Here is a 20,539-nt window from a genome sequence, read left to right as displayed (position 1 = left end):
TTATGCTTTTATTTCTGACTTCGCAGTTTCGATCAAATTAAAAGAAGCGCCTTCTTTACCATGAATGTAAACTCGACAACCACGCCACTCCTTTGGAATATTCCATTGTAGTCCCTGTTGAACATCATAGACAGAATATTGGTTTGAGCACCTAACTTCTAGCGACGTTAAATCTCCCTCTATATTAGAAATTGTGAACGCATTTCGTACCAGTTCGTGCTGCCACAAATCTTTATCTGAAATCTGACCTTGTACCCAAATCTGTTTATTATCATCTTCGATAAATGCATGCACTTTATCTATATAAGGCAAGACCTGTTTCGTAACATCCTCTGCGCCCTCTATTTCTGACAAAATATCAAAATATCGAATAGCGTTTTTAAGCCTGTTATGCTTCAAGTTTAGCAGTGTTGCACGCGCCACTGATCCAACATACATTTCTTTATTAAGGTATTTTTTCCCTCTGTGAACGAGATTATCCAGCGCTTCAAGTTCGTCGAATTCGTTCCCTGCTTTTAAATGATACCTAGATACTAGCGCCCAGAAATAGCTGTCTTCGGTGAAATTGCCTAAATTCAACGCTCTTAGCTCTTCGAGCTTCGAAGGCACACCTTCTAGCTCGTTGTTTTCAACTTTAGCGACCAATGATTTATAACGGCTTAAAAATCGGCGGGATACACCTTTTGGGCCATTGTTTAATTGAAAATCCATTTGGATTTGGTTTTTGCATTGTTTGATTGGTTTGCCATTCTGTAAGGCTGGTTTAAATTGCCATTTTTTAATCGCTGATAATGCTGCCTTTTCAAACGATTGAATACCAGATGATTTTTCAACAACAGCAGACTCAACTTCGCCTTTTTCATTTACCACGTAGCTAAGTTGCACCCACCCTTCTTGGCCTCGCTCAGCAGCCCTTCGCGGAAAGGTTGCAGGAGTCCTTTCAATAGGCACCGCATTGATGATGGTTTCTCTTAAAAAGTCTTCGGTCTCAACATCTAGTGCGTTACCCGCTTGAGATGATGCCGCTGTTAAAATCAGCGCAGAAATTAGATTCATGGTCTTCCCTTATTTTAAAAATTCAACGCAATTTCGAAGCGAGTACATTTTCACTCCAAGATTGTTTTGAAGTCCCTTTAATTGCAAAGCTCTTAAATTCGCATCCTCTAAATCTTTGTAATCAAAGGATACAAAACTGACTTAAGTTATTTTCTCACAATATACCACATAAAATGAACCCATTATGACCCATTTCAGGTAAATTTTTGCACATCTCCAAAATGCCATTTAAATCCACTAAACGCCATCAAACACACAAAATAACACGACAACGATACTATTCGGTATAACCCGTTTATCAGGCAGAAGGTCAAGCCGAATAGCTCCCAAAAATGGCGAGCAAACCGACTGGTAACAGCAAACACCACTGAGGCAGCTTAATCAATGCGCGGGCTTGAAAGAAATATCCCCCCACTAACGCAAAAACTATTGTAAACAACACATAAAGTACACCGATTAACAAGGAGACGAGGTAGTATTGGCTGGCAGCGTACCAACCGACTAAGCTAAGTACAACACCGAAAAAAAAACAACATAACAGACACCATATGCCAACATGCTAGCAGCGTCGCCTTGGGGACTTCGTCTAGATTAGATCTCAAAAAAGGCCTAATTGGGTCTACTTGACCCGCTAGAATATGCACGGCAGTGGTGAACAATGCCAAAGTGCCCGCACTCAAAATCCATATATTCATAGCACGCCTTATTACTTCAAATGTTATTACGGAACTAAACCTATTTGCTCACACACACCCTGCAAGTTATTTTCATTTATCCCTGCTGGCATAGAAGCCGGCGGTAGCTTTGTCACAACTTGATTTGCGTTACTTTTTTTATTCATCACACGGTCGATCCATGCGTTAAAATACGAGAGACGAGTGTATATTTCTGTAATCCCATACCTACCAATTCCGGCTCCCTCTAACCGAGAACTAATACCGAGCAAATAAGTGTTCGTTGCGTCTTTATAATAAGCCGGCCCACCACTGTCTCCTCCACCTGATACGCCCTCTAACGGCAAAGCTTGTGCGCCTTCGTTAAACTTGAACTTTAGCAACGGGCCTATGGCCTCCAATACTGTGTTTTGAGCCTTGCGTAATGTTTGTTTATTTTGATAACTATCAATAGTTTGTCCTGTTTTACCAGTGCCAGTTCCCCCGATACCGATAAACCAAATGTTTTTACCTTGCTCATCAGATGATTTATAGCGCAGCGCCGGCTCTACAGCAGTGACAGGGTCAATTAATTCAACAAGTGCAATGTCATGACTTTTACCTGGTTGATAGCTTTTATGGATGTATGTTTGCTTTACTTTGTGTAGTTTACTTCCAATTTTTACAAAACTATTTGGCCGTACACAAAAAGTTGCATGTGCCGCAGTGACAATCCATTTGGGGTTTATCAAAGTGCCATGGGCACCGTCAAAATAAAATGTTGCCAATGGCGAAAAGTCGGTACTTTTAGCTAAGTACTGCGTAGGGTCGACGTCATGTCGAATTACAATTGCATGTGCTGATGCACTGAACACGTATAACAAAGCTATTAGCAATTTAAACATATTACCTTCTTTCCTTAGCACTACTAGATAATTGATTTAGTTATACTTACTATCATGTTGAGGATAAATTTAAAATGATTTATTCATTTTGGCTGGTTGCGCTAGAGCCACAATGACCACAGGGTTCAACTACTCTTGCACACGCCTGTTGCAAATTTTTAGACAAACTTTTTAATGCATTTAAAGCAACAGAAAAAATAAAAACACATCCAAATGTTAATTAAATGATGTTAAAGAGCGTGATTTTTATGAAATATTTAATTGGCAGACTATTACCCTAAGCGATATTGATATATCTACAATAGTATCGCTCATACTCACTCTCCGCATTTAATAAAATAGGCTGCACCTAATTTTTGCTCAAAACATCATCATTAGTTGCAATTTAAGCAACAAAAAATTCTCATGATTGCAATATTACCCCTTGCCTAATTAAATTTAATGTATATTGTATACAATTGTCACGCCGTGATTTGAGCGCATATTTATCAGCTCTTTATGCAAATAAATTCTACTTATAACTTCATAGAATGGTTTTGCATACACACTGGGTGATACAGAAATACAATAATAATTCTGTGGTAAAGAGGGGAATACCATGAGCATCAACAAAAAAACGAAGCGCAATTTAAATCGGAGCTTATTGGCTCTAGCAATCGCTTCAGCAAGCATCACATCTATCGCACATGCGAATGACGAAGATCAGGCAGAAGCACCAGAGCGCATCACCGTAACGGGATCTCGTATAATGCGTGCTAGTTTTGAGGCACCATCACCTACTGTTGTAATTTCGGCAGAAGACATAAAAATTACGGGTGCAAACAATGTCAATGACATACTCACTGGTATGCCACAATTTGCGGATGGATTTGATTCTGCATCAGGCAACTACTCTTTTGGTAACTCGGGCCTCAATATTCTTGATTTGCGTAACATGGGCGAAGAGAGAACACTCGTACTAATCAACGGTAAGCGGCCAGCATTAGTGGCTACAGACTACCAAGGTATGTTTGCTGATGTCGGCACTATTCCGGCCTCATTGATTGAGCGCGTTGAAGTCATGACTGGGGGCGCATCCGCTATTTATGGCTCTGATGCCGTTGCGGGTGTTGTAAACTTTATCTTGAAAAAGGATTTTGAGGGTACGCAAGCGAATGCACACTTTTCGGGCACAGAAGAAGGCGGGCATAGTACAAGAAGTTTTAACTTTACTCATGGCTTTTCTTTTAACGATGATGGCAATGTAACCGTTGCATTTGACTACTTATCAGAGTCAGCTCTCACACAAAATAATCGTGAAAAGTCATATAACTACCAGCGCTCTGTAACGAACCCAAATAAAGGTGAAGGTCAGCCGGATAAAATTTGGAAGACCAATGTGTCACCTATCCCTTGGGGTGTACCTCAGACTATTTTCTCAGTCTATAACAATGAAGATGGGGGCTACGACTGGTATGATTTTGATGAGGCCTCACAGGAAGTCGCGCTTCGCGCACGCTATCGCGATATGTACGACGGTTGGTTGGTCGACGCCGATAAAGGTTACGAAGGGACGGCATGGGGTCACATTGAAGACCCGTTTGAACGCATTAACCTCTTCACTTCATTGAACTATCAATTCGACAGTTTTGACGTTAATTTTGATGTGACTTTAGCACGCACAAAGTCCAATAACGTTATAGATCCACCATTTAAACGTGCTTGGATGCAAGTTAAAGAGGTAAAGGAGCTTTTTGATACACCAGCTTCAATCACCGATAACTTTGACGATGAAGACTGGATTGGCTTCCACCACACCTTTTACGAACGTGGTGGACGTAAACATACTAATACCAGGGACTACTTTTCTTCATCTTTAACTTTTTCAGGTGTTTACGCTGATGATTGGTTTTGGGACGTAAACTTCGTCACTGGTAAGTCAATGGCATCACTAGACCGACATACTGAAATGCGCCAAGACCGCTTCACCAGTAAGATGCAAGTCGCTGGAGAGTGTGTTGAAGCGGGTAACTGCCCTACTTTTTCACCGTTTGAGCGCTCATCTGACGCATTTATGGATTATGTAATTGATTCATTCACATCAACAACAGATACCGTAAACCACGCGTTTACCGCAAACCTGTCTGGCGATCTTTATGAACTTCCTGCGGGTACTATGCAAATGAGTAGCGGTGTAGAAGCGCGCTATGAAAGCATTTATTTTGACCCACATGAATTGTGGGCATCTGGTAAGTTGTCTTCGACAATGCAAATACTTGATGCCAGTCGCAACATCAAAGAGGCATATGTTGAAGTATTAATCCCAGTACTAAGCGATTTACCTTTTGTTGATCAGTTAGACATTGAAGCGGCTTACCGTATCGCGGATTACTCCACCAACGATAGCCTTTTTGAAAGTAGTAAACTCGCTGTGAACTGGATGCTGAACGATCAAGTTCGCCTGCGCTCCATATACTCTCAAGCCGTAAGAGCGCCTCAGCTATACGAGCAATTTAGAAGTGAGTCGATTGGATATGCAAACATTACAGACCCATGTGATGCTGATGAAATTGATGGCGGTCCGGCAGATGGTCGACGCAAAGCTAACTGTGCCTTGCTCGGCATTTCTCCGGGGTGGACATCAAATATCAAAACTCAGCGCGGCCAATCTAGAAGCTCAGGTAACCCTGATTTAAAACAAGAAAAAGCCGACACGCTAACAGTGGGATTAGTGCTAACACCGAAAAGTTTGGTAGAAGATTTAACTATTTCGATCGATTACTTTGACATTAAGCTTAAAGACAAAATCTCTGAGTTTAGAGGCACTGAAGTGTTAAAGAACTGTGTTGACTTGTCTCAAAACTCAATCGACAACATGTTCTGTGATTTGGCTTTCAGAAAAGACAATGGTGACGTGGAATACGTAAAACCACTGAGCCTGAACTTTGACTCCGGTCGTGTAAGGGGTGTTGATTTAGAAGCATATTACACATGGAATTCACTCTCGTTCGACTTTAAAGCTTCTCGCTTGCTTGAAGACTCTGAAACTACCCGTAACTTTGCAACAGGGCTAGATGAAACAGACAATGAAGTGGGTGAGCTAGGTACACCTAAATGGGCGTCTAACTTAGTTACCAAATATCAATTGAATGACCTGACGCTTAGCTGGACATTTAAGTTTAAAATGTCTGGTCGCTATGAAGATGATGACGCGCCCGGTTATCGTGATTCAGACACACCGTCTCATTCACGCATTCATAACCTACGTGCTGATTACCAGTTAACAGACAACGCATCTGTTTATATTGGTATCAACAATGTCACTGACAACAACGGTGGCGATCACTGGACGACGAGCCGAGGCGGATACAACGGCTGGACGATCCTTGGTCGCTCTGGCTACATTGGCATCGACTACGATTTTTAACCCCAGGAGCGCGTGTTGAATCCATGCACGCATAGCTAGTCCAATAGCCCCAAGTGATTGGGGCTATTTATATTTACACTCCAGCGCTAAACAAAATACCTATCTGCACTTTGCGCTTTAAACTCCCAAGAATCTGCACCATCAAAATAGCGAATAGACACCTCATCAAGCAGGCCTTTTTCGAACATACGCAGATTAACAGCCATGCGCTCTGATTGTGCTTTTTCTCTCGGCGTGTAGTGTGTAACGCATCCACAGTGCGCACAGTGATGAAAATCAAGATATTCATCTCCATGTTTATAACTGTCAATACGCCCAGTGTTGCTTTCTATTTTGACCTCATCAAGTTTAAAGTAACCCCATATAGCACCATAACGGTGACATATTGAACAGTTACAACTCGTCACTTGGTCAATTTTTGTCAATAGGTCGATAACGATATTGCCACAATGGCAGCTCCCTATCATATTTCGCCCCTTCCATTTTTGTTTTATTTTGTCTCGTGTTCAACGTAATGATAAACAACGGGACTGTATATTTATACAGTCTTCAATTTAAAAAAGCAAAACATCAAACAAAAGCCATAAACGTGAAGTGAGTTACCCTAAATAGCACCTATGGAATACATGTCATACAGCTTTTGGGCGAGCACACCGATTTCTTCAAGCCCTTCGACTTCTTGAGTAAAGACCTCTAAGCCATCATCACCATTATATGCGCCCCAAATTCCACCAGCCATGGCGCAAATAGTGTCTGTGTCACCACCTAATTGGCAAATACTCGATAGCATTTCTAGGAGCGGTTCATGACGGTATTTAAAAGCAAAGTAAAGCGCGGTAACCACAGAGTCCGTGCTGAGCATTCCGTTGCCAAACAAACGCTTTATTTCAGACTTAGTGAGCGCCTTATTATTCACAATCGCATGATAACAAGCTATAAGCTTCGATTTATATACGGCCAAATCGCTTTCATTACATAACGTTTGAATTACTCCTATTTTATCAACACCACCCATAGCAAGTTGCGTTGTACGCGCAATCAAGAAAGCACCTTCGATTGCTTCTGGGTGGGCATGCGTGATTTCGGCCGTTTTGATGATGTCTTGATGCAACTGTTCGCGACTTACTAAGTTACACATAGCCACCACCGACGCCCTCATAGCAGCGCCATTACCCTTTGACCCATCTTTGAATTTAGCTTTATTGAGTGCGCTATAACTTTGCCCACTTTGTATACCTTTCAATAATTTAGCAGCGCTTGGCCCATACCCTCTTGACCAGTGATAATTTTTAGCAAACTCTTCAGCGAGGTGGTTTTGATCAATCCGTTGATTCGCAAGAAATGAATTGGCCACATCAATCGACATTTGTGTGTCATCTGTAAATCTTTGCTTGCCGTCGGATGTTACGCCTAAAAACCACCAAGCAGCGCGCTCTAGTGGCCCTCCTTCATACGCAGCCCCTCGCGCATCACCAATTGCGACGGCTTTAAAACACCCTATGAATTTAGACCTTTCAATCACTTGTATCTCCTTAAACTCGTATTGCCATCGCTGCGCGAAAAATTATGACAAATCAAATTTATATACAATTTTAGCTTAATATAGAGTGAAAGCCTTGGGTGCACTGTAGTTACTCACAGCAATGTCATTATTCAAGCCTACATTTCGCTTTAAACCCCTTCGTTTGTATTACACGAAAGTTTAACGTTAACAAATTTAAACTTTATGTTAACGTAATTACCGATACAAAAAACAAACCAAACAAGGAATGAATATGAAAATAAAAGCTAAAACGCTGTCGACAATTGTCGCAGCATTGATTGGTACAGCCAGTATAAACGCGTTTAGTGCAGACAAACCTCTGTACAGAGGCTACAAGCATGGTAATCACTTTTACACCACAGATGTTGTTGAAATGCTCAATGCCAAAGCCTCTGGTGGTTATGAGTATCAAGGGGTTACCGTCACCTTGGTTGAATATGGAGACGCCGATGCGCACAAAGCATTTTATCGCTTATATAACAAAGATGCAGGCCCTGCTGGCAACCACTTTTATACCACTGACGTTGTGGAAGCACTGAACATAAAATCACTTGGTTACGTGTATGAGAAGTCTGAGGGCTACACAACCAAGTCAACAGCTAAAACTATTTACCGTGGATATCACAGCGAGCTTGATAATCACTTTTATACCACTGATGTTGTGGAAATGCTCAATGCCACCGCATCTGGCGGTTATATCTATCAAAAAGAAGAAGGCCACGGTAAATAATCCTGCCAGCATCGATACTATGTATCGATGCGCCATCAAGGAAGTTTCATGCTCAGCAACAAAATACGATACCTATTTATATTTTCTATCTTAGCTCTGATCTTAACCAATGTGCTCACGCATATTCAGGTAACAGCCCTTTCTACACGAATTAATTCACTCGAAAACATGCTACAACACGCAGAACTGTTGAGGCCTCCTGCACAAACAAACTTAAATAATGAAGTACAAGCTATACAAACCCGAGTGTCACACATCGAACACCTAGTGAAAAAACTGCAAGTTAATAACTCTGCTGCTAAACCCTCACAAGCCATAACACCTATTAATACACGTATCGAAAAACAAAATAGAGAACACCTAGCATTTTTGGCCGGTCGAACACAGTGGGAGGAAAAGTATTTCTCGACGCTTTACGAAGACGCTGATAAAAAAGCACAATTGATGGTCGACCATGTGTCGCAAAGTCATGATTTGACAAGTACACAACAACAGCGCCTGTTTTCTACGCTCAGGGATAACTTTATCGAAGTAGCGCACGTGATCACCGACCAAGAGACCTACCCGACGTTTGATGATTTAGCTAATAAAATAGCAGAACTCAACCAATTAAAGTCGAAGCAACTTAGCGAGTTTTTAACTGATGCTCAGCTTAAACAACTCAATAACGTAGATTGGGTTAACCGATTTAAACAGCACGCCTTGTAGCTGTTACAAAACCATTAAAAACACAGACTAGCTAGGGGGTTTCAAACCCCCGTCGTTTTATACTCGAAAAACAATATGAGAATCCCACTATAGCGCGACCAAAATTCAAGCTTAAACACAGAAGGGATAAACCAAACCGAATACTTTGACGTCAAAGCGGTCAGTAAACCAGCAATCAGCGCCATCTACACCGCATTGCACGTAAAAACTGTTGCTAAGCCAATATATTAGGGCTACAATGCCGGAAAATAACAACTTTGCTCAAAAGTGTAGTAAAGTTATTATGTACTGAATGAAAGATTTCAGGGGCTGATTAGGATTCGACAGGATTCATGAAGCCTGAGGTGCATGTCGAGGGGCGGTTGGCCTCGTAAAAAAGCCGCATTTAAAGTAATCGCAAACGACGATAACTACGCTCTAGCGGCATAATAGCCCGCTAGCACTCCTCCAAGAAATGCTTGTGGTTCTGGTTCTGGAGTGTCACCCCACACAAGATCGCTACGGAAACCCTGGCCGGGGTTGAAGGGTTAAATTGAAGCGGCCTCGCCTTTATCTATCGTGTTCGTCCGAGAGCTAAAGGTTAACTAATAGACGATACTAAACATGTAGGACCGAGGGTCGACGCTTTCTGGACGGGGGTTCAAATCCCCCCAGCTCCACCACATTAAGTGTTATAAAACAGCCAGTTAGAGAACTTCTTTAACTGGCTTTTTTGTGCCTGCGAAACAGTGTCCACATTCTGACCACATATTTTCAAAACCCTTCCCTCGCGGGGCGGTCACTCGCCGTGACAGGCTGTCGCTAAAACAAAAATACAAGTGGTTTGTCAGAGTGGTAATTATAACAGGGAAAGAAAGTGCAGTTGTTAGCTGCACCTTTAGGTTGGTATTGAACCCAATTTTTACCAAAGCTTTTAGAGATCCAAACTGCCCCCTTTAGCTTTCTGGAATGTTTGCCATGGCTTCGCCATACTACTTTTAAACGCTACACAAAATAAACTGTTTGAACTACCTTTTGTATCCCTAGCAACAATGCAGCACTAGCAAGAATCTTAGGTAGCCAATAATCTGAAAAGTAAGTATTTACAAATAAAAAGTTACGTACAGCCTTGGCCCTACAATAGATAAGTAGCCAAATATTTAATTCAATATGGCTTTCAATAAAAACTCCAGATCTATCAAGGTGTTGCTTTGGTTTATCAATAACCTTCCAACATAACCCTTCATTTTTACCTTTAACAAAACTATATCCTTCTATATTCTTCTCAAATAGTTTGTTTTTACCGTCACCGTATATTTGAGCAATCACAATAATTTTAGATAAAAATAGGTTGCTAATACTATTACCTTTTTCCTTACAACCGCTATAAAGTGAAAGGTTCTCATATCTAGGAAAGATGAAGTTAAAACCATCTACACAGTCTAGAACTAAAAACTTTTTCCGAGCGGCCTTATAAAGGTATTTAAGCTCATACCTTATGATATCTATGTTAAATACGAGTCTTGCACTACCTCTTTTATTTTCCTCATTATCATATTGCCAATATCTAAGTGTTACATATAAATGAATGGCAATCAGAAACATTGGTACAGACTGTGTGTTAACAATTTTTGCAGAGTTGCCTAGTATGCTAATTTTCTCCAACTCTAGTCCGAGGGATAAAAACAACACAACAGCGACAGAAGACAAAATTACGTTTCTTCGTTGCCTTTGCAGGCCATTTGAAAGCTCTCTTTCTCTGGGGGGTTTAATTTCTATCACTATTTACTACTGCCTTCACTATTGCCGGGCTCTTGAACACGAAGGTTTTTACGCAGCCTCTTGTGCTTTAAGTCATATCCAACTATCACTAAATTCAACAGCATGACTGCACCTACTATTATAATTGCAATAGGAAGTACAGTTTTAGAAACTAAATCTACTAAAGTCAAAGGTGAAGGCGAAGACATAGAAGTGGATAAGTATGCATAAAGAGAGAATAGACCAGTAAACATCGCTATAATTAAACTAAAAAGAACTACTAGTTTATCTTTATACACAACATCATTTACAAGCCTTTCATTTTTTTGTTGCTCAGATACTTCCTCCTCTCTAGCCGACTTTGACAGCTCCTTTAAAGCATTACAGTGCTGTATCTTTACTTCTGAAGAAATAAAGCTAGAGTCCATAATCTCCTTTATTAACTCTTCCGAGATACTTTTAATATCATAGAGAAGGTACGACTCTAAATTATATTTCCTTGCTGTTGCATTCCTCAATGAATCTACAACCTCAGAACTCGGCATATGCTTTTCCGAAACCTCTGGACGAAGAGCATACAAGATCTCTCTATTAGCACTTAAAATACTCTGTGCTAATAGTTTTTCATCTCGTTGAGAAAATAGATAGTTTACAATCCAATAAACTATAATCCCGCTAAGTATTCCAGTACTAATCCCTACTAACCAAGAATTATTTAATATATCCATTCTCACTCCTTGCTTTGGAGAATTAATTAGCCACATCTAAATTAGACCCTGCATTTTTAAAAAAAACAACACTGTGTGGCTGCAAATACACTAAATCAGAAATGGATTATTCTCCTAGTACTCTGATGATACCCCCTTTACTTTACATTCCACCCTAATCTCGCGCCCCTTAGATTCATCAAATATTTGCACTGCGCCTTCATCAACACACTTGGTAAAAAACTTAATGTCTGCCATTGTTTTGAATAATTCGACTCCAGCATATAGACATGTCCATAATGAAAAAAACAAAACGAGCGCCACAATGTTTCCTCTCGAAAACTCAATAGCCTTATCCATTGCTAAACTCCTTTCTGTTCTTTATTTGAACCAAAACCGAAGCCCAAATCAAACCCACCCTCTCGGTGTTCCATATTCTCTTTAGGCAAAGGCATCTTGTTGTAATCAATTGGCTTGCAAAAAGCGGTATACACAAAAGACCCTTCGAAATGCGCACCTGAGAGGGCTGTAATAGTTAACGTTGAATCCCATCATTTTTAGATCGAAAGCTGTAAAGCTCACATCACCAAAGTCAGCAAGATAAGAACCTGCCTGCCCTATATTACTCTAGTATTGTTCTGCCGATTTAAATAATAAGATGATGTAAGTGATATGCTGACACATGTAATGTTATGATAGCTTTTGTATCGTTCTAAATGCATGAGGAATCTAATGAAAAAAATAATATTTGATACAGACCCAGGTATTGACGACGCAATGGCACTTCTACTCGCACATGCCTGTCAGGATATTGAAGTAGTTGGAATTACAACAACTTTTGGCAATGCAAGTATAGAAAACACAACCCGCAATGCACTTTATTTAAAACAAAAGTTTGGTATGCTTGCTGAGGTTGCTCAGGGCGTCAATACACCGCTAGATCAAGTTAAAACAGAGCCTGCAACCCTTGTGCATGGAGATAATGGTTTGGGTAATATTGAGATACCAGACCACATAAATACAAACTTATCACCCCTCATCGCACATGATTATATTATTGAAACAGTTAAAAAACACCCGGGAGAAATCACGTTAGTTGCAGTAGGCAGGCTCACGAATTTAGCGCTGGCAATTCAGAAAGCGCCTGAAATCGGAAAGCTAGTAAAAGAGGTCATCATTATGGGTGGTGCCTTTGGACATAATGGCCATACTGGCAATCTGACACCATTTGCAGAAGCGAATGTTTACGGAGACCCTCTTGCGGCAGACATCGTTATCAATGCAGATTGGCCTGTCACCATTGTTGGGTTAGATGTTACTCAACAAACCTTGATGTCAAATGCGTATTTAGAGAAAGTTAGAACTCACAGTCCAACATACGGCCAATTTATTTATGACATTACACGTTTTTATGCAAAGTTTTACTATGATGACCTTGGCCTAGATGGATTTTACGTACATGACTCCTCGGCAATCATGTACTTAGTCACACCCGAAATTTTTACGACAAAGCAAGGACACATACGAGTCATAACTGAAGGACCCGCAAAAGGTCACACTTTATATAAAAGTTCAGAGCGAGTTTTTCCAATTGATGAATGGGCTACAAAACCAAAACAAACAATCGCAATCAACGTGAAACCTGAAGTATTCAATCAACATTACTTCGATATCATTTGTAGCAATTAGGTTTGTTTAGCCAGACCATAAAGAAGCTGGTTTTGGTTGCCAGCTTTAGTAGAGTTCATTAGTAGAGTTATGCTGCCTCAAGATAGCCCATTGGAGTTTACTCTCCTAACGCATCGTGAGGCCGTTCAAATTATAAATATCTAACCATTTATCTGTAATGTCACGAACCTGCCGAAGTGACTCAAACAGATATAAACCAATACTTGTTCTCGATAGCTGCAATTAAATCGCTCAACAAAACCGTTCTGATAAGGACTCCCTAGCTTAATAAGCTCAAGCTTTATGCTCTTTTTAGCAGCCCAAACTTCCAAAACAAAATTGAACAAAACTGTGCCTGTCCCATATATTTCCTAGTTTGCACGGTTCCCATGTAATCAAATCCGGTAAGACGTACAAAGTCACTTTCGTAAACACCAAAGGCAAAAAGAATCGCAGCGTACCAATCAGTCAATCACTATACGAAGTGATACCCAAAAAGACAGGCCGACTATTCATCGACTCTAGAAAGGCATTCGAGCGAGCTATCAACAGAGCTGGTAACCAACTACCAAATGGCCAATGCACTCATGTCATGCGACATACATTTGCAAGCCATTGTGAAGATGCAGTGATATTAAATCAGTTGACGGCATATCAATATTGATTTGTAATGAAAAAAAATATAATCCAACTAAGTTACTCATGATAGGTTTTCAGCCTTTTAATTCAGTGATTTTTTTAAAGTTTAGCGAAAAATAACAGTTATCATTTTATAAATCTCACAAGGTCTCGATAATTATCAGCTAGGTATAAGAATGATTAATGTTACGATTCGAAGAATGGATTGGTTTTTTACCCGGTATGTAGTAGAGGATAATGTAGGCCTGAACTACTCAATTAAAGATTCAATAGAAACCACACTTGAAAGAGGCAAAAAATCAATCTTTGAAGGCGATGTATTAAAAAAGACCTACTTTGAAGGTTGCGAAGTGGAAGTAAGTCGACGCTATGCACCTAAAACTTTCAAATTTAAAGATGACTCTGATATAGATTATTGTAGAGCGACAAAAACTAACGGCACTCTGACTAGAAAGATTTTATATAAAGGCAAGTTCTTAGCTGAAGTAAGTTATCGTTACAACTGGTTAAAGTTACATGACTCATGGAATATAAAAATATTCTCTGATGACAAAGAAATCGCCGACAAAGTAATGTTTTCATTCATGCACGATTATAATTTTGAAAAAATATAAACCACAATAAAACCATTTTTACAACTTAAAAATCAACAGACTAAAAATGATAAAAATAAAGGTTAGAAAAGCAAATTGGCTACTATTTCATACAAGATATAAAATCAATGATAGTGCAGGATTAGACTACTCAATAAAAAAATCACTTCAAATACAACTCAAGAGAAATAAAAAAACAATATTCTCTGGGGATGTATTTAAAAAAACCTACTACGACAACCATGAAATTGAAGTCAGTAGAATTTCAGCACCGAAATCATTCAAGTTCAAGGATGGCTCAGAAATATATTACAATAAAACTACACAAACCAGAGGGAAGCCTATTACAAACATCATATATAATGGTGATTTTTTAGCAGAAGTACATTATCACAACAACCACTTTAAATTGTCTAAATATTGCGTTATAAATATATTTTCTGATGACAAAGAGATAATTGATAGAATCATGTTTACATTTATGCATGATTATAATTTCAACCAGATTTATTTCGAAATCTAAAAATTACGTCAGAAATACTCTCACACACTTGTTCATTTTTCGATGCCCACTAGTATTAGTCAACCAACTCTAAAACGGTCGAATTAAACACAATTTCCACTGTCAGATTTAATTGATGAACGAATACAACATAAGCCTACCAACAGAGCGTAAGAGCCCATCCATTTACTTTTTTAAGTAAAGCGAAAACATCCAACTTCCAAAAAAACAGTCCCCTTTTAGACACTCGCTTGCTGTCACAAACAGCCTCACAACAAAATACACACGATTTATTACAGTAGTAAATAAAGTACAGTTACGTTTGCTGTACTTTGTTTGGTAAAGAACCGAATATGGTCATGAAATGATTTTTGGAGATATATAAAAACTAGAACAGGCACATTTATAGAAACCTAGTTAGAGTACAACTATATACATTCCCTATAACCCAACTAAATTCAAAATATTAACTCTAATGCAGCTTCCTATCAGAAGGACTTTCGAGTTAGGAATATCTTCATAATCATTAAGCATCTAAAAAATCCAAATGGAGATATATAAAAACTAGGACAGGCACATTTATAGAAACCTAGTTAGAGTACAACTATATACGTTCTCTATAACCTAACTAAATTCGAAGTATTAACTCTAATTCAGCTCTCTACCAGAAGGACTTTCGAGTTAGGAATATCCTCATAATCATTAAGCATCTAAAAAATCCAAATGGTAGAAAGCTAAGCTAAGATCAAACCTAGCCAACCCCCTTGTACCAACTCACATCATTTTTGGCTGCATGTGCTTTCAATACTGACTGAGAGCCTACAAAATTCGCATACCGTTTTGCGTAATTTTGTATCCTATCTAACCAGATTATCTCTTCAATATTGAGTAACGCAAGTATATTGGGTGTCTCTTTCGGTATATACCCTTTCTTTTTGGGATGAACATGTCGGCCCGTCCAATCAACCAGTTCAAGGTAATCTAGTAACGAAAATGGTAATGCATACTCATGCACCCTGCCACCAAATGGCTTTAGCCACTTAGATAGCGCAGTTTGGTGCTCTTCCCCATTTAGTTTTGACTCTTCCTTAACTATATCGGTATATTGAAAGTGCTTTATTCGCGCTTGAATCGACGTGAAGTCGCTGCCTTCAAGCGTGTTTGCCATCTCCGCTCGTATCGGATTTAAATCCACGTACGCCATACAACTGAGTAAACCCGTTTCATCTAATAAAGCTTGCGATTTATATCGCCCCTCCCAATATTTACCCGTGCAATTATCTTCTTTGTTGGCCTCTTTCGCGATATATTCATTGAGGTTCTTCATAAACCAACTGATGTCATAGAGCCTTGCTCGCCATTTTTCTATTAACTCAACCACTAACTCTCTACTTGCGTCGCTGAGCGGCTCTCCTCTCAAGTACCCATCTATGACAGGGCTTCCATTGTATAGCTGATACCATCGTGATATCACTTCATCACCTGACCAATCCAGTGCTTGTCGTCTATTCACCTTCACGACCAAATGATAGTGATTACTCATGATGGCATACGCAGCAATTTCTATCGCAAATACTTCACTTAGCTGTTTTATGCGTTCAACTAACCATGTACGCCTATGGTCAAGGTTTTTACCTGAGTACTTATCGTCGCCACACAAAAAAGCACGGCGTACACACCGTGCTATTAAGTGATAATAAGGTGTCGACGACAAATCTATCTGAGCTTTCCTTGCTCGTGCCATTCTTTTCTAACCCCGCCAAAAACTGGATATTTAAACAGTAGTAAAAGAGTCTAGTTTAGGCAATAAAAATGTTCCTGTCCCATATGTTTTCTGTTAAAAGCGACATCAGCACTAGTACTAAAAAATTGAAGTCAATTTCAATATTTCCAACGAAAAAAAGGAATGTGAAAGTCGAAGGGTTCAATAGAGCACTCCGACTTTCATTACCCAATTTAACTACTAAAACTTATACAAGTATGTGAACATGTAAAGGAGTGACCGTTTATCTGTCCCTTGTGTTCAAATGCCCTCATTGCGCTGAAATCTTTGATATCAACTTCTTTTAATGAAGTAAACTCCACATCAGAATCAAAATCTCCACTACTTAAAGAAGATATATATTCTTTATATTTTTCATAAAAACTCAAAAAGAATCGATCAGATTTGTTAAAGTAAACAACAATGTGAACATTCGAAAGTCTCAAGCTATTATAGTTATCAATTAGCTTATTATAATGTTCAATAATGTTATTTTTATCAACACTAGCTAGACGCAACGACTCTATAATTGAAACAGGAGAGTTATTGCTCATAACCTGTAAATCTAAACTTCCCATCCCCTTCCTTGACGACGAAAACCCAGACCTCGTTTGATCCTTTATAATATATCCTTTAAAATCCAATAAACTCCTCAAGTAATCATTATGTTCATTTTCTAGTTTACTAGCACGATTGCAACTTACCATCGAAAGGGCATGAATTAGGTCTATGTAAAACTTACTAGGTTTAAAGGCAATAACCCTAGTCTCATCCTCTGCTGAATTGGATATATTGAAATCCGACAAAAGATCCACACCATTTTCCTTTAGTTTGCTTATATCCTTCTTGTAGTCATCATTATGATTTGTAACAATATACTTCCTTGATGTAATGGGAGCATCTAGAGTTAGCTCAGTCAAAAATTCTGGCGATACACTGCCAACTGAACCCACTCTTGAATAAAGTATTTTATTTTTCTTTGTGTTTAATAGTGTTCTCCACGTCTTCAAATTTGTGTAAGCAACTACGTCATCACTAACCCTTCTCGTATACTCTGCCCAAAGCTCCTCGTTAATATCCACAATCACGTGATGTGATGAATTAATTGTATTTGGAATCAAGGTTAAGTGAAAAAACTCTGAATCAGAGAACCTTTCTTCAATTATTTTAGGGCAAAAGCAATATGAATTAAAATCAAACACTCTGTTCACCTCTAACCTTCATAATTCTTTTAACTTTAAGCTCCTGAAGTTTAATTGCATCTGAAATCTCCATATCCATAAAGTCTTGAGGCCACTCAATATCACCATACTCAGTAAAAGGCACATTCTTTATAGTGGTTTTTCCACCCCTAACCCTTTCAAAGTGATATATATTCAAATGATCTAAACTAAAATCGACCTCTTCATCAAGCATAAGTATTTGAAGTCGTTTAACTATCGTTTCGCTATGAGTTTCGATAATAAACTTTTTATTTTCCTTCATTGAGATGAAAACTAAGGCTGATGCAAGCCATGCCTGCATTTTTGGATGCAAATGTATTTCGGGCTGTTCAATTATAGTTATGGACTCTTCAGGTGATAGGTAGGCTTGAACTAAAATAGGAAGAACTTGTGATATACCAAAACCAACATCCGTTAACTCGAGAGTTACGGGCCCCTGCTTTACCGTAATCCTATGTATTATGTCATTTGTTTTAGATGTTGATACCTTTATATCAAAATCTTTTAAAAGAACATTGATTTTATCTAATATCTGTTTATTATTCTTTAATATCTCAGCCAACTGAGAACCATCATCACTACTTAATGTGGTGTGATGTGCTGACTTTTCAAGTAAATAATAACGCTGAGGAAAAGCCCTTAAGGGCGTTACATGGTTTATGTTTGTTTCAGACAGGTATGAAGCAAACATTGTTAATATTGCACTAATTTGGTCCCTAATGAATTGAGCAAAAGGATTTGGGCAGTTAATAGTAAAGTCATCATTAAACAAAGTTATATCTTTTAAATTAATACCCCTAATAATATCAAGCCTAGACCTATCAAGAACAGACTTGTCTATGATATCACTTTCCAAGTCAATCTTATTAGATTTAGATATGGATATCCCATAGATAACCTTTCCTTTGGCATTAAATATTGAAACCCCTTTTAACTCACATTCCAACCTTGTTGAGTTGTAACCTATTTTATAAACTACTTTTTTAGGTGTGGTTTCTATTAATCCTGCACCAAAAGCAAATTCAATGAACTCAGAAGCTCTTTTTGTTGACACTTGGGAAACGTCATATTTATCGCTCAGTTTTTTGTCTAACTTCAAGTATCTGTTCACTGGGGAGATAACCTTCGAAACAATTGACTTTACTGAATTCAACTCATTTCTTCTAAGTCTATCCCCATCCATTTTTGAATGAACTTCATACATTTTATCTAGAAGTTTTGCTATTTCTATATAACCTTTTCTCGCCCACTCACCACTTTCTTTTCTCTTTATATAGTTACCTCTTCTTGTGTAGTGCTCTAATTCTTGAATTAGTTCAAATATGCTATATCTCCGAACGTGGGAAGTAATAGATTTACTCGTCAGGCTAAACCCAATTTCAATCACTTCATTTTCATTCTTGTTTGGAAATATATTAATTGATTCACCTAAGCTACTTTTCCCACCGTTGAGCTTCAGGATACTATCATAAGTAGTATAAGATTCAGCAGTTTGAGACATCATTAACAGGAGATTAATTATCGAACTCTTACCGCAACTATTTGAACCTAAAAATACATTTATATTCTTTACATCAACATCAACAAAATCAAATGATTTATAATTTTTTGCACTTATTGACTCAATCATTAAAACCACCAAAAAAAACAATTAAAATAAATTTATAGAAAAATATTTGATTAACATATAAAATTAAAAGCTCACATTAAAAGCATAAAAAACCAAAACACCATCAATTAGCTGTCACTTTACAAGCTGTATGCTAAAATCAGAATACTTAACGCCCGCAGCATCTAACCTTACGCTATAAACCTTAAAACGCCCTTTCCACCTCTCCATCGCTTCTACTCTTGAGCTAACAGGCAATTTTAATATACCTCTATAATCTGCAAGCAGCATCATGGCCAATTCTTCTAAAGGAATATCCTCATCACACTTCTCATTACACGCTTTGTAAAGCACATAAATAGAGAAGAAAAGGAAGACAACAACAATCATGACTTCAAACTGCATAAGACTCTCATTCGAATAGTATCTATATTGATTATTAAAGATATTGCTATCAGTACAGCAGTGACATTAATACCAGTGGAGTATATTGGGTAAAACCAGTGAGACGGGTATCGCATTTCGAAGGCCAAATAATGCATTGTTAAATAACTCAACATATTCATTATGCTAAGTGTGTAAGCCACTTTCACCGCACCCGAGTGTCGAACCTTTAAGTTAGTGTGCAAAAAGTAGATGGCTAGTACTGTGGCTGAATCATACAAAGACCAATTCAAGTAGTATGCGTCCAAAACAAAATAGCTTACACCATCAAAATCAACACTACCTGTTGCACTGCTTAGGCCATGAGAGACAGTGAATACAGCCAAGGCTATTTGAGAAGATTTAGACGCACCAACCTTGAATGATATTAGCCAAGCTGACACAAATAAAACAAATATGTACCAGCCAATATCTAGCGATAAATCCCAATCATTAAAATGGAATACTTCGACCATAACTAATTAAGGTTTTCGGGTTTTATTAATAGGATATTCTGGAACAGCTTGTGTTTTAGGGATGACAACTAACCCCCCATCACGACCCGCTGAAACCATATTAAAATATTTGTTTTCGAGCTTTTGGATTGATTTTTTATTAGACATCGCTATAACCTCCTTATGTATGCGATGAAAACATATTAATTTTTTGTAA

The 20,539-nt window shown here is 38.5% G+C and carries 21 protein-coding genes and 1 other RNA gene; 8 read left to right on the top strand and 14 right to left on the bottom strand.

Annotation, left to right across the window (positions count from 1 at the left end; all coding sequences use genetic code 11):
- The 3 genes from N480_RS10960 to N480_RS10955 form a co-directional block, all read right to left on the bottom strand.
- Positions 1 to 1,056 carry an energy transducer TonB gene (locus N480_RS10960; RefSeq protein WP_063372545.1) on the bottom strand — a complete coding sequence of 352 codons (1,056 nt, stop codon included), beginning with the start codon at positions 1,054 to 1,056 and terminating at the stop codon, positions 1 to 3.
- Positions 1,057 to 1,562: 506 nt separating this feature from the next.
- Entirely contained in the window at positions 1,563 to 1,751 is a 189-nt protein-coding gene (locus tag N480_RS25615; RefSeq protein WP_196761479.1) for a hypothetical protein, read from the bottom strand.
- A gap of 26 nt (positions 1,752 to 1,777) precedes the next feature.
- Positions 1,778 to 2,614: a trypsin-like serine protease gene (locus N480_RS10955; RefSeq protein ID WP_063372544.1), complete on the bottom strand. Its 837-nt coding sequence runs from the start codon at positions 2,612 to 2,614 to the stop codon at positions 1,778 to 1,780.
- Positions 2,615 to 3,212: 598 nt separating this feature from the next.
- Here N480_RS10955 and N480_RS10950 point away from each other — a divergent pair.
- Positions 3,213 to 6,020 carry a TonB-dependent receptor plug domain-containing protein gene (locus N480_RS10950; protein ID WP_063372543.1) on the top strand — a complete coding sequence of 936 codons (2,808 nt, stop codon included), beginning with the start codon at positions 3,213 to 3,215 and terminating at the stop codon, positions 6,018 to 6,020.
- Positions 6,021 to 6,106: 86 nt separating this feature from the next.
- Here N480_RS10950 and N480_RS10945 read toward each other — a convergent pair whose 3' ends face one another.
- Together N480_RS10945 and N480_RS10940 are read right to left on the bottom strand one after the other, a co-directional pair.
- Entirely contained in the window at positions 6,107 to 6,487 is a 381-nt protein-coding gene (locus N480_RS10945) for a GFA family protein (protein WP_063372542.1), read from the bottom strand.
- A 137-nt stretch (positions 6,488 to 6,624) separates the two neighbouring features.
- A complete protein-coding gene (locus N480_RS10940) occupies positions 6,625 to 7,542 on the bottom strand; it encodes an ADP-ribosylglycohydrolase family protein (protein ID WP_063372541.1) in 918 nt (305 codons plus the stop codon).
- Positions 7,543 to 7,795: 253 nt separating this feature from the next.
- Between N480_RS10940 and N480_RS10935 the strand changes: the two genes are divergently transcribed.
- The 3 genes from N480_RS10935 to ssrA all read left to right on the top strand — a co-directional run bounded on the left by N480_RS10935 (position 7,796) and on the right by ssrA (position 9,663).
- Positions 7,796 to 8,293: a hypothetical protein gene (locus N480_RS10935; RefSeq protein ID WP_063372540.1), complete on the top strand. Its 498-nt coding sequence runs from the start codon at positions 7,796 to 7,798 to the stop codon at positions 8,291 to 8,293.
- A 48-nt stretch (positions 8,294 to 8,341) separates the two neighbouring features.
- Positions 8,342 to 9,001, top strand: a complete 660-nt coding sequence (locus N480_RS10930) for a hypothetical protein (RefSeq protein WP_063372539.1) — start codon at positions 8,342 to 8,344, stop codon at positions 8,999 to 9,001.
- A gap of 305 nt (positions 9,002 to 9,306) precedes the next feature.
- Positions 9,307 to 9,663: a transfer-messenger RNA gene (ssrA, locus tag N480_RS10925) on the top strand.
- A gap of 322 nt (positions 9,664 to 9,985) precedes the next feature.
- Here ssrA and N480_RS10920 read toward each other — a convergent pair.
- The 3 genes from N480_RS10920 to N480_RS10910 form a co-directional block, all read right to left on the bottom strand.
- Positions 9,986 to 10,762 carry a hypothetical protein gene (locus N480_RS10920; protein WP_063372538.1) on the bottom strand — a complete coding sequence of 259 codons (777 nt, stop codon included), beginning with the start codon at positions 10,760 to 10,762 and terminating at the stop codon, positions 9,986 to 9,988.
- The gene (locus tag N480_RS10915) at positions 10,762 to 11,469 is read right to left on the bottom strand and encodes a hypothetical protein (protein ID WP_063372537.1); all 708 of its coding nucleotides are present in this window, start codon (positions 11,467 to 11,469) and stop codon (positions 10,762 to 10,764) included. The genes N480_RS10920 and N480_RS10915 overlap by 1 nt, the downstream gene beginning before the upstream one ends.
- A gap of 114 nt (positions 11,470 to 11,583) precedes the next feature.
- A complete protein-coding gene (locus N480_RS10910) occupies positions 11,584 to 11,808 on the bottom strand; it encodes a hypothetical protein (protein WP_063372536.1) in 225 nt (74 codons plus the stop codon).
- A gap of 372 nt (positions 11,809 to 12,180) precedes the next feature.
- On the opposite strand from N480_RS10910, the gene N480_RS10905 reads away from it, so the two are divergent.
- On the top strand, positions 12,181 to 13,137 hold the full coding sequence (locus tag N480_RS10905; protein ID WP_081231831.1) for a nucleoside hydrolase: 957 nt from the start codon (positions 12,181 to 12,183) through the stop codon (positions 13,135 to 13,137).
- A 140-nt stretch (positions 13,138 to 13,277) separates the two neighbouring features.
- Here N480_RS10905 and N480_RS25990 read toward each other — a convergent pair whose 3' ends face one another.
- The gene (locus N480_RS25990; RefSeq protein WP_419554940.1) at positions 13,278 to 13,448 is read right to left on the bottom strand and encodes an integrase core domain-containing protein; all 171 of its coding nucleotides are present in this window, start codon (positions 13,446 to 13,448) and stop codon (positions 13,278 to 13,280) included.
- Positions 13,449 to 13,492: 44 nt separating this feature from the next.
- Between N480_RS25990 and N480_RS24995 the strand changes: the two genes are divergently transcribed.
- The 3 genes from N480_RS24995 to N480_RS10895 all read left to right on the top strand — a co-directional run bounded on the left by N480_RS24995 (position 13,493) and on the right by N480_RS10895 (position 14,871).
- Positions 13,493 to 13,780, top strand: a complete 288-nt coding sequence (locus N480_RS24995; protein WP_196761477.1) for a hypothetical protein — start codon at positions 13,493 to 13,495, stop codon at positions 13,778 to 13,780.
- A 151-nt stretch (positions 13,781 to 13,931) separates the two neighbouring features.
- Positions 13,932 to 14,369: a hypothetical protein gene (locus N480_RS10900; protein WP_063372534.1), complete on the top strand. Its 438-nt coding sequence runs from the start codon at positions 13,932 to 13,934 to the stop codon at positions 14,367 to 14,369.
- Between the two features lie 46 nt (positions 14,370 to 14,415).
- Positions 14,416 to 14,871 carry a hypothetical protein gene (locus N480_RS10895; RefSeq protein WP_063372533.1) on the top strand — a complete coding sequence of 152 codons (456 nt, stop codon included), beginning with the start codon at positions 14,416 to 14,418 and terminating at the stop codon, positions 14,869 to 14,871.
- Between the two features lie 730 nt (positions 14,872 to 15,601).
- Here N480_RS10895 and N480_RS10890 read toward each other — a convergent pair.
- From N480_RS10890 to N480_RS25325, 5 genes are all read right to left on the bottom strand, one after another.
- Positions 15,602 to 16,594: a transposase gene (locus N480_RS10890; protein ID WP_196761476.1), complete on the bottom strand. Its 993-nt coding sequence runs from the start codon at positions 16,592 to 16,594 to the stop codon at positions 15,602 to 15,604.
- A gap of 212 nt (positions 16,595 to 16,806) precedes the next feature.
- The gene (locus N480_RS10885; RefSeq protein WP_063372532.1) at positions 16,807 to 17,814 is read right to left on the bottom strand and encodes a hypothetical protein; all 1,008 of its coding nucleotides are present in this window, start codon (positions 17,812 to 17,814) and stop codon (positions 16,807 to 16,809) included.
- Complete coding sequence (locus N480_RS10880) at positions 17,807 to 19,465, bottom strand: AAA family ATPase (RefSeq protein ID WP_063372531.1); 1,659 nt, start codon at positions 19,463 to 19,465, stop codon at positions 17,807 to 17,809. Before N480_RS10880 ends, N480_RS10885 begins: the two co-directional genes overlap by 8 nt.
- Before the next feature lie 114 nt (positions 19,466 to 19,579).
- Positions 19,580 to 19,849, bottom strand: coding sequence for a hypothetical protein (locus N480_RS10875; RefSeq protein ID WP_063372530.1), 270 nt, complete (start codon positions 19,847 to 19,849; stop codon positions 19,580 to 19,582).
- 500 nt (positions 19,850 to 20,349) lie between these two features.
- A complete protein-coding gene (locus N480_RS25325) occupies positions 20,350 to 20,490 on the bottom strand; it encodes a hypothetical protein (RefSeq protein ID WP_155732822.1) in 141 nt (46 codons plus the stop codon).
- Positions 20,491 to 20,539: the final 49 nt, after the last annotated feature.

The organism is Pseudoalteromonas luteoviolacea S2607, assembly GCF_001625575.1.
Taxonomy (GTDB): Bacteria; Pseudomonadota; Gammaproteobacteria; order Enterobacterales; family Alteromonadaceae; genus Pseudoalteromonas; species Pseudoalteromonas luteoviolacea_E.
Note: the sequence above shows the minus strand (reverse complement) of the source record. Positions and strands in the feature narration are given on the sequence as shown.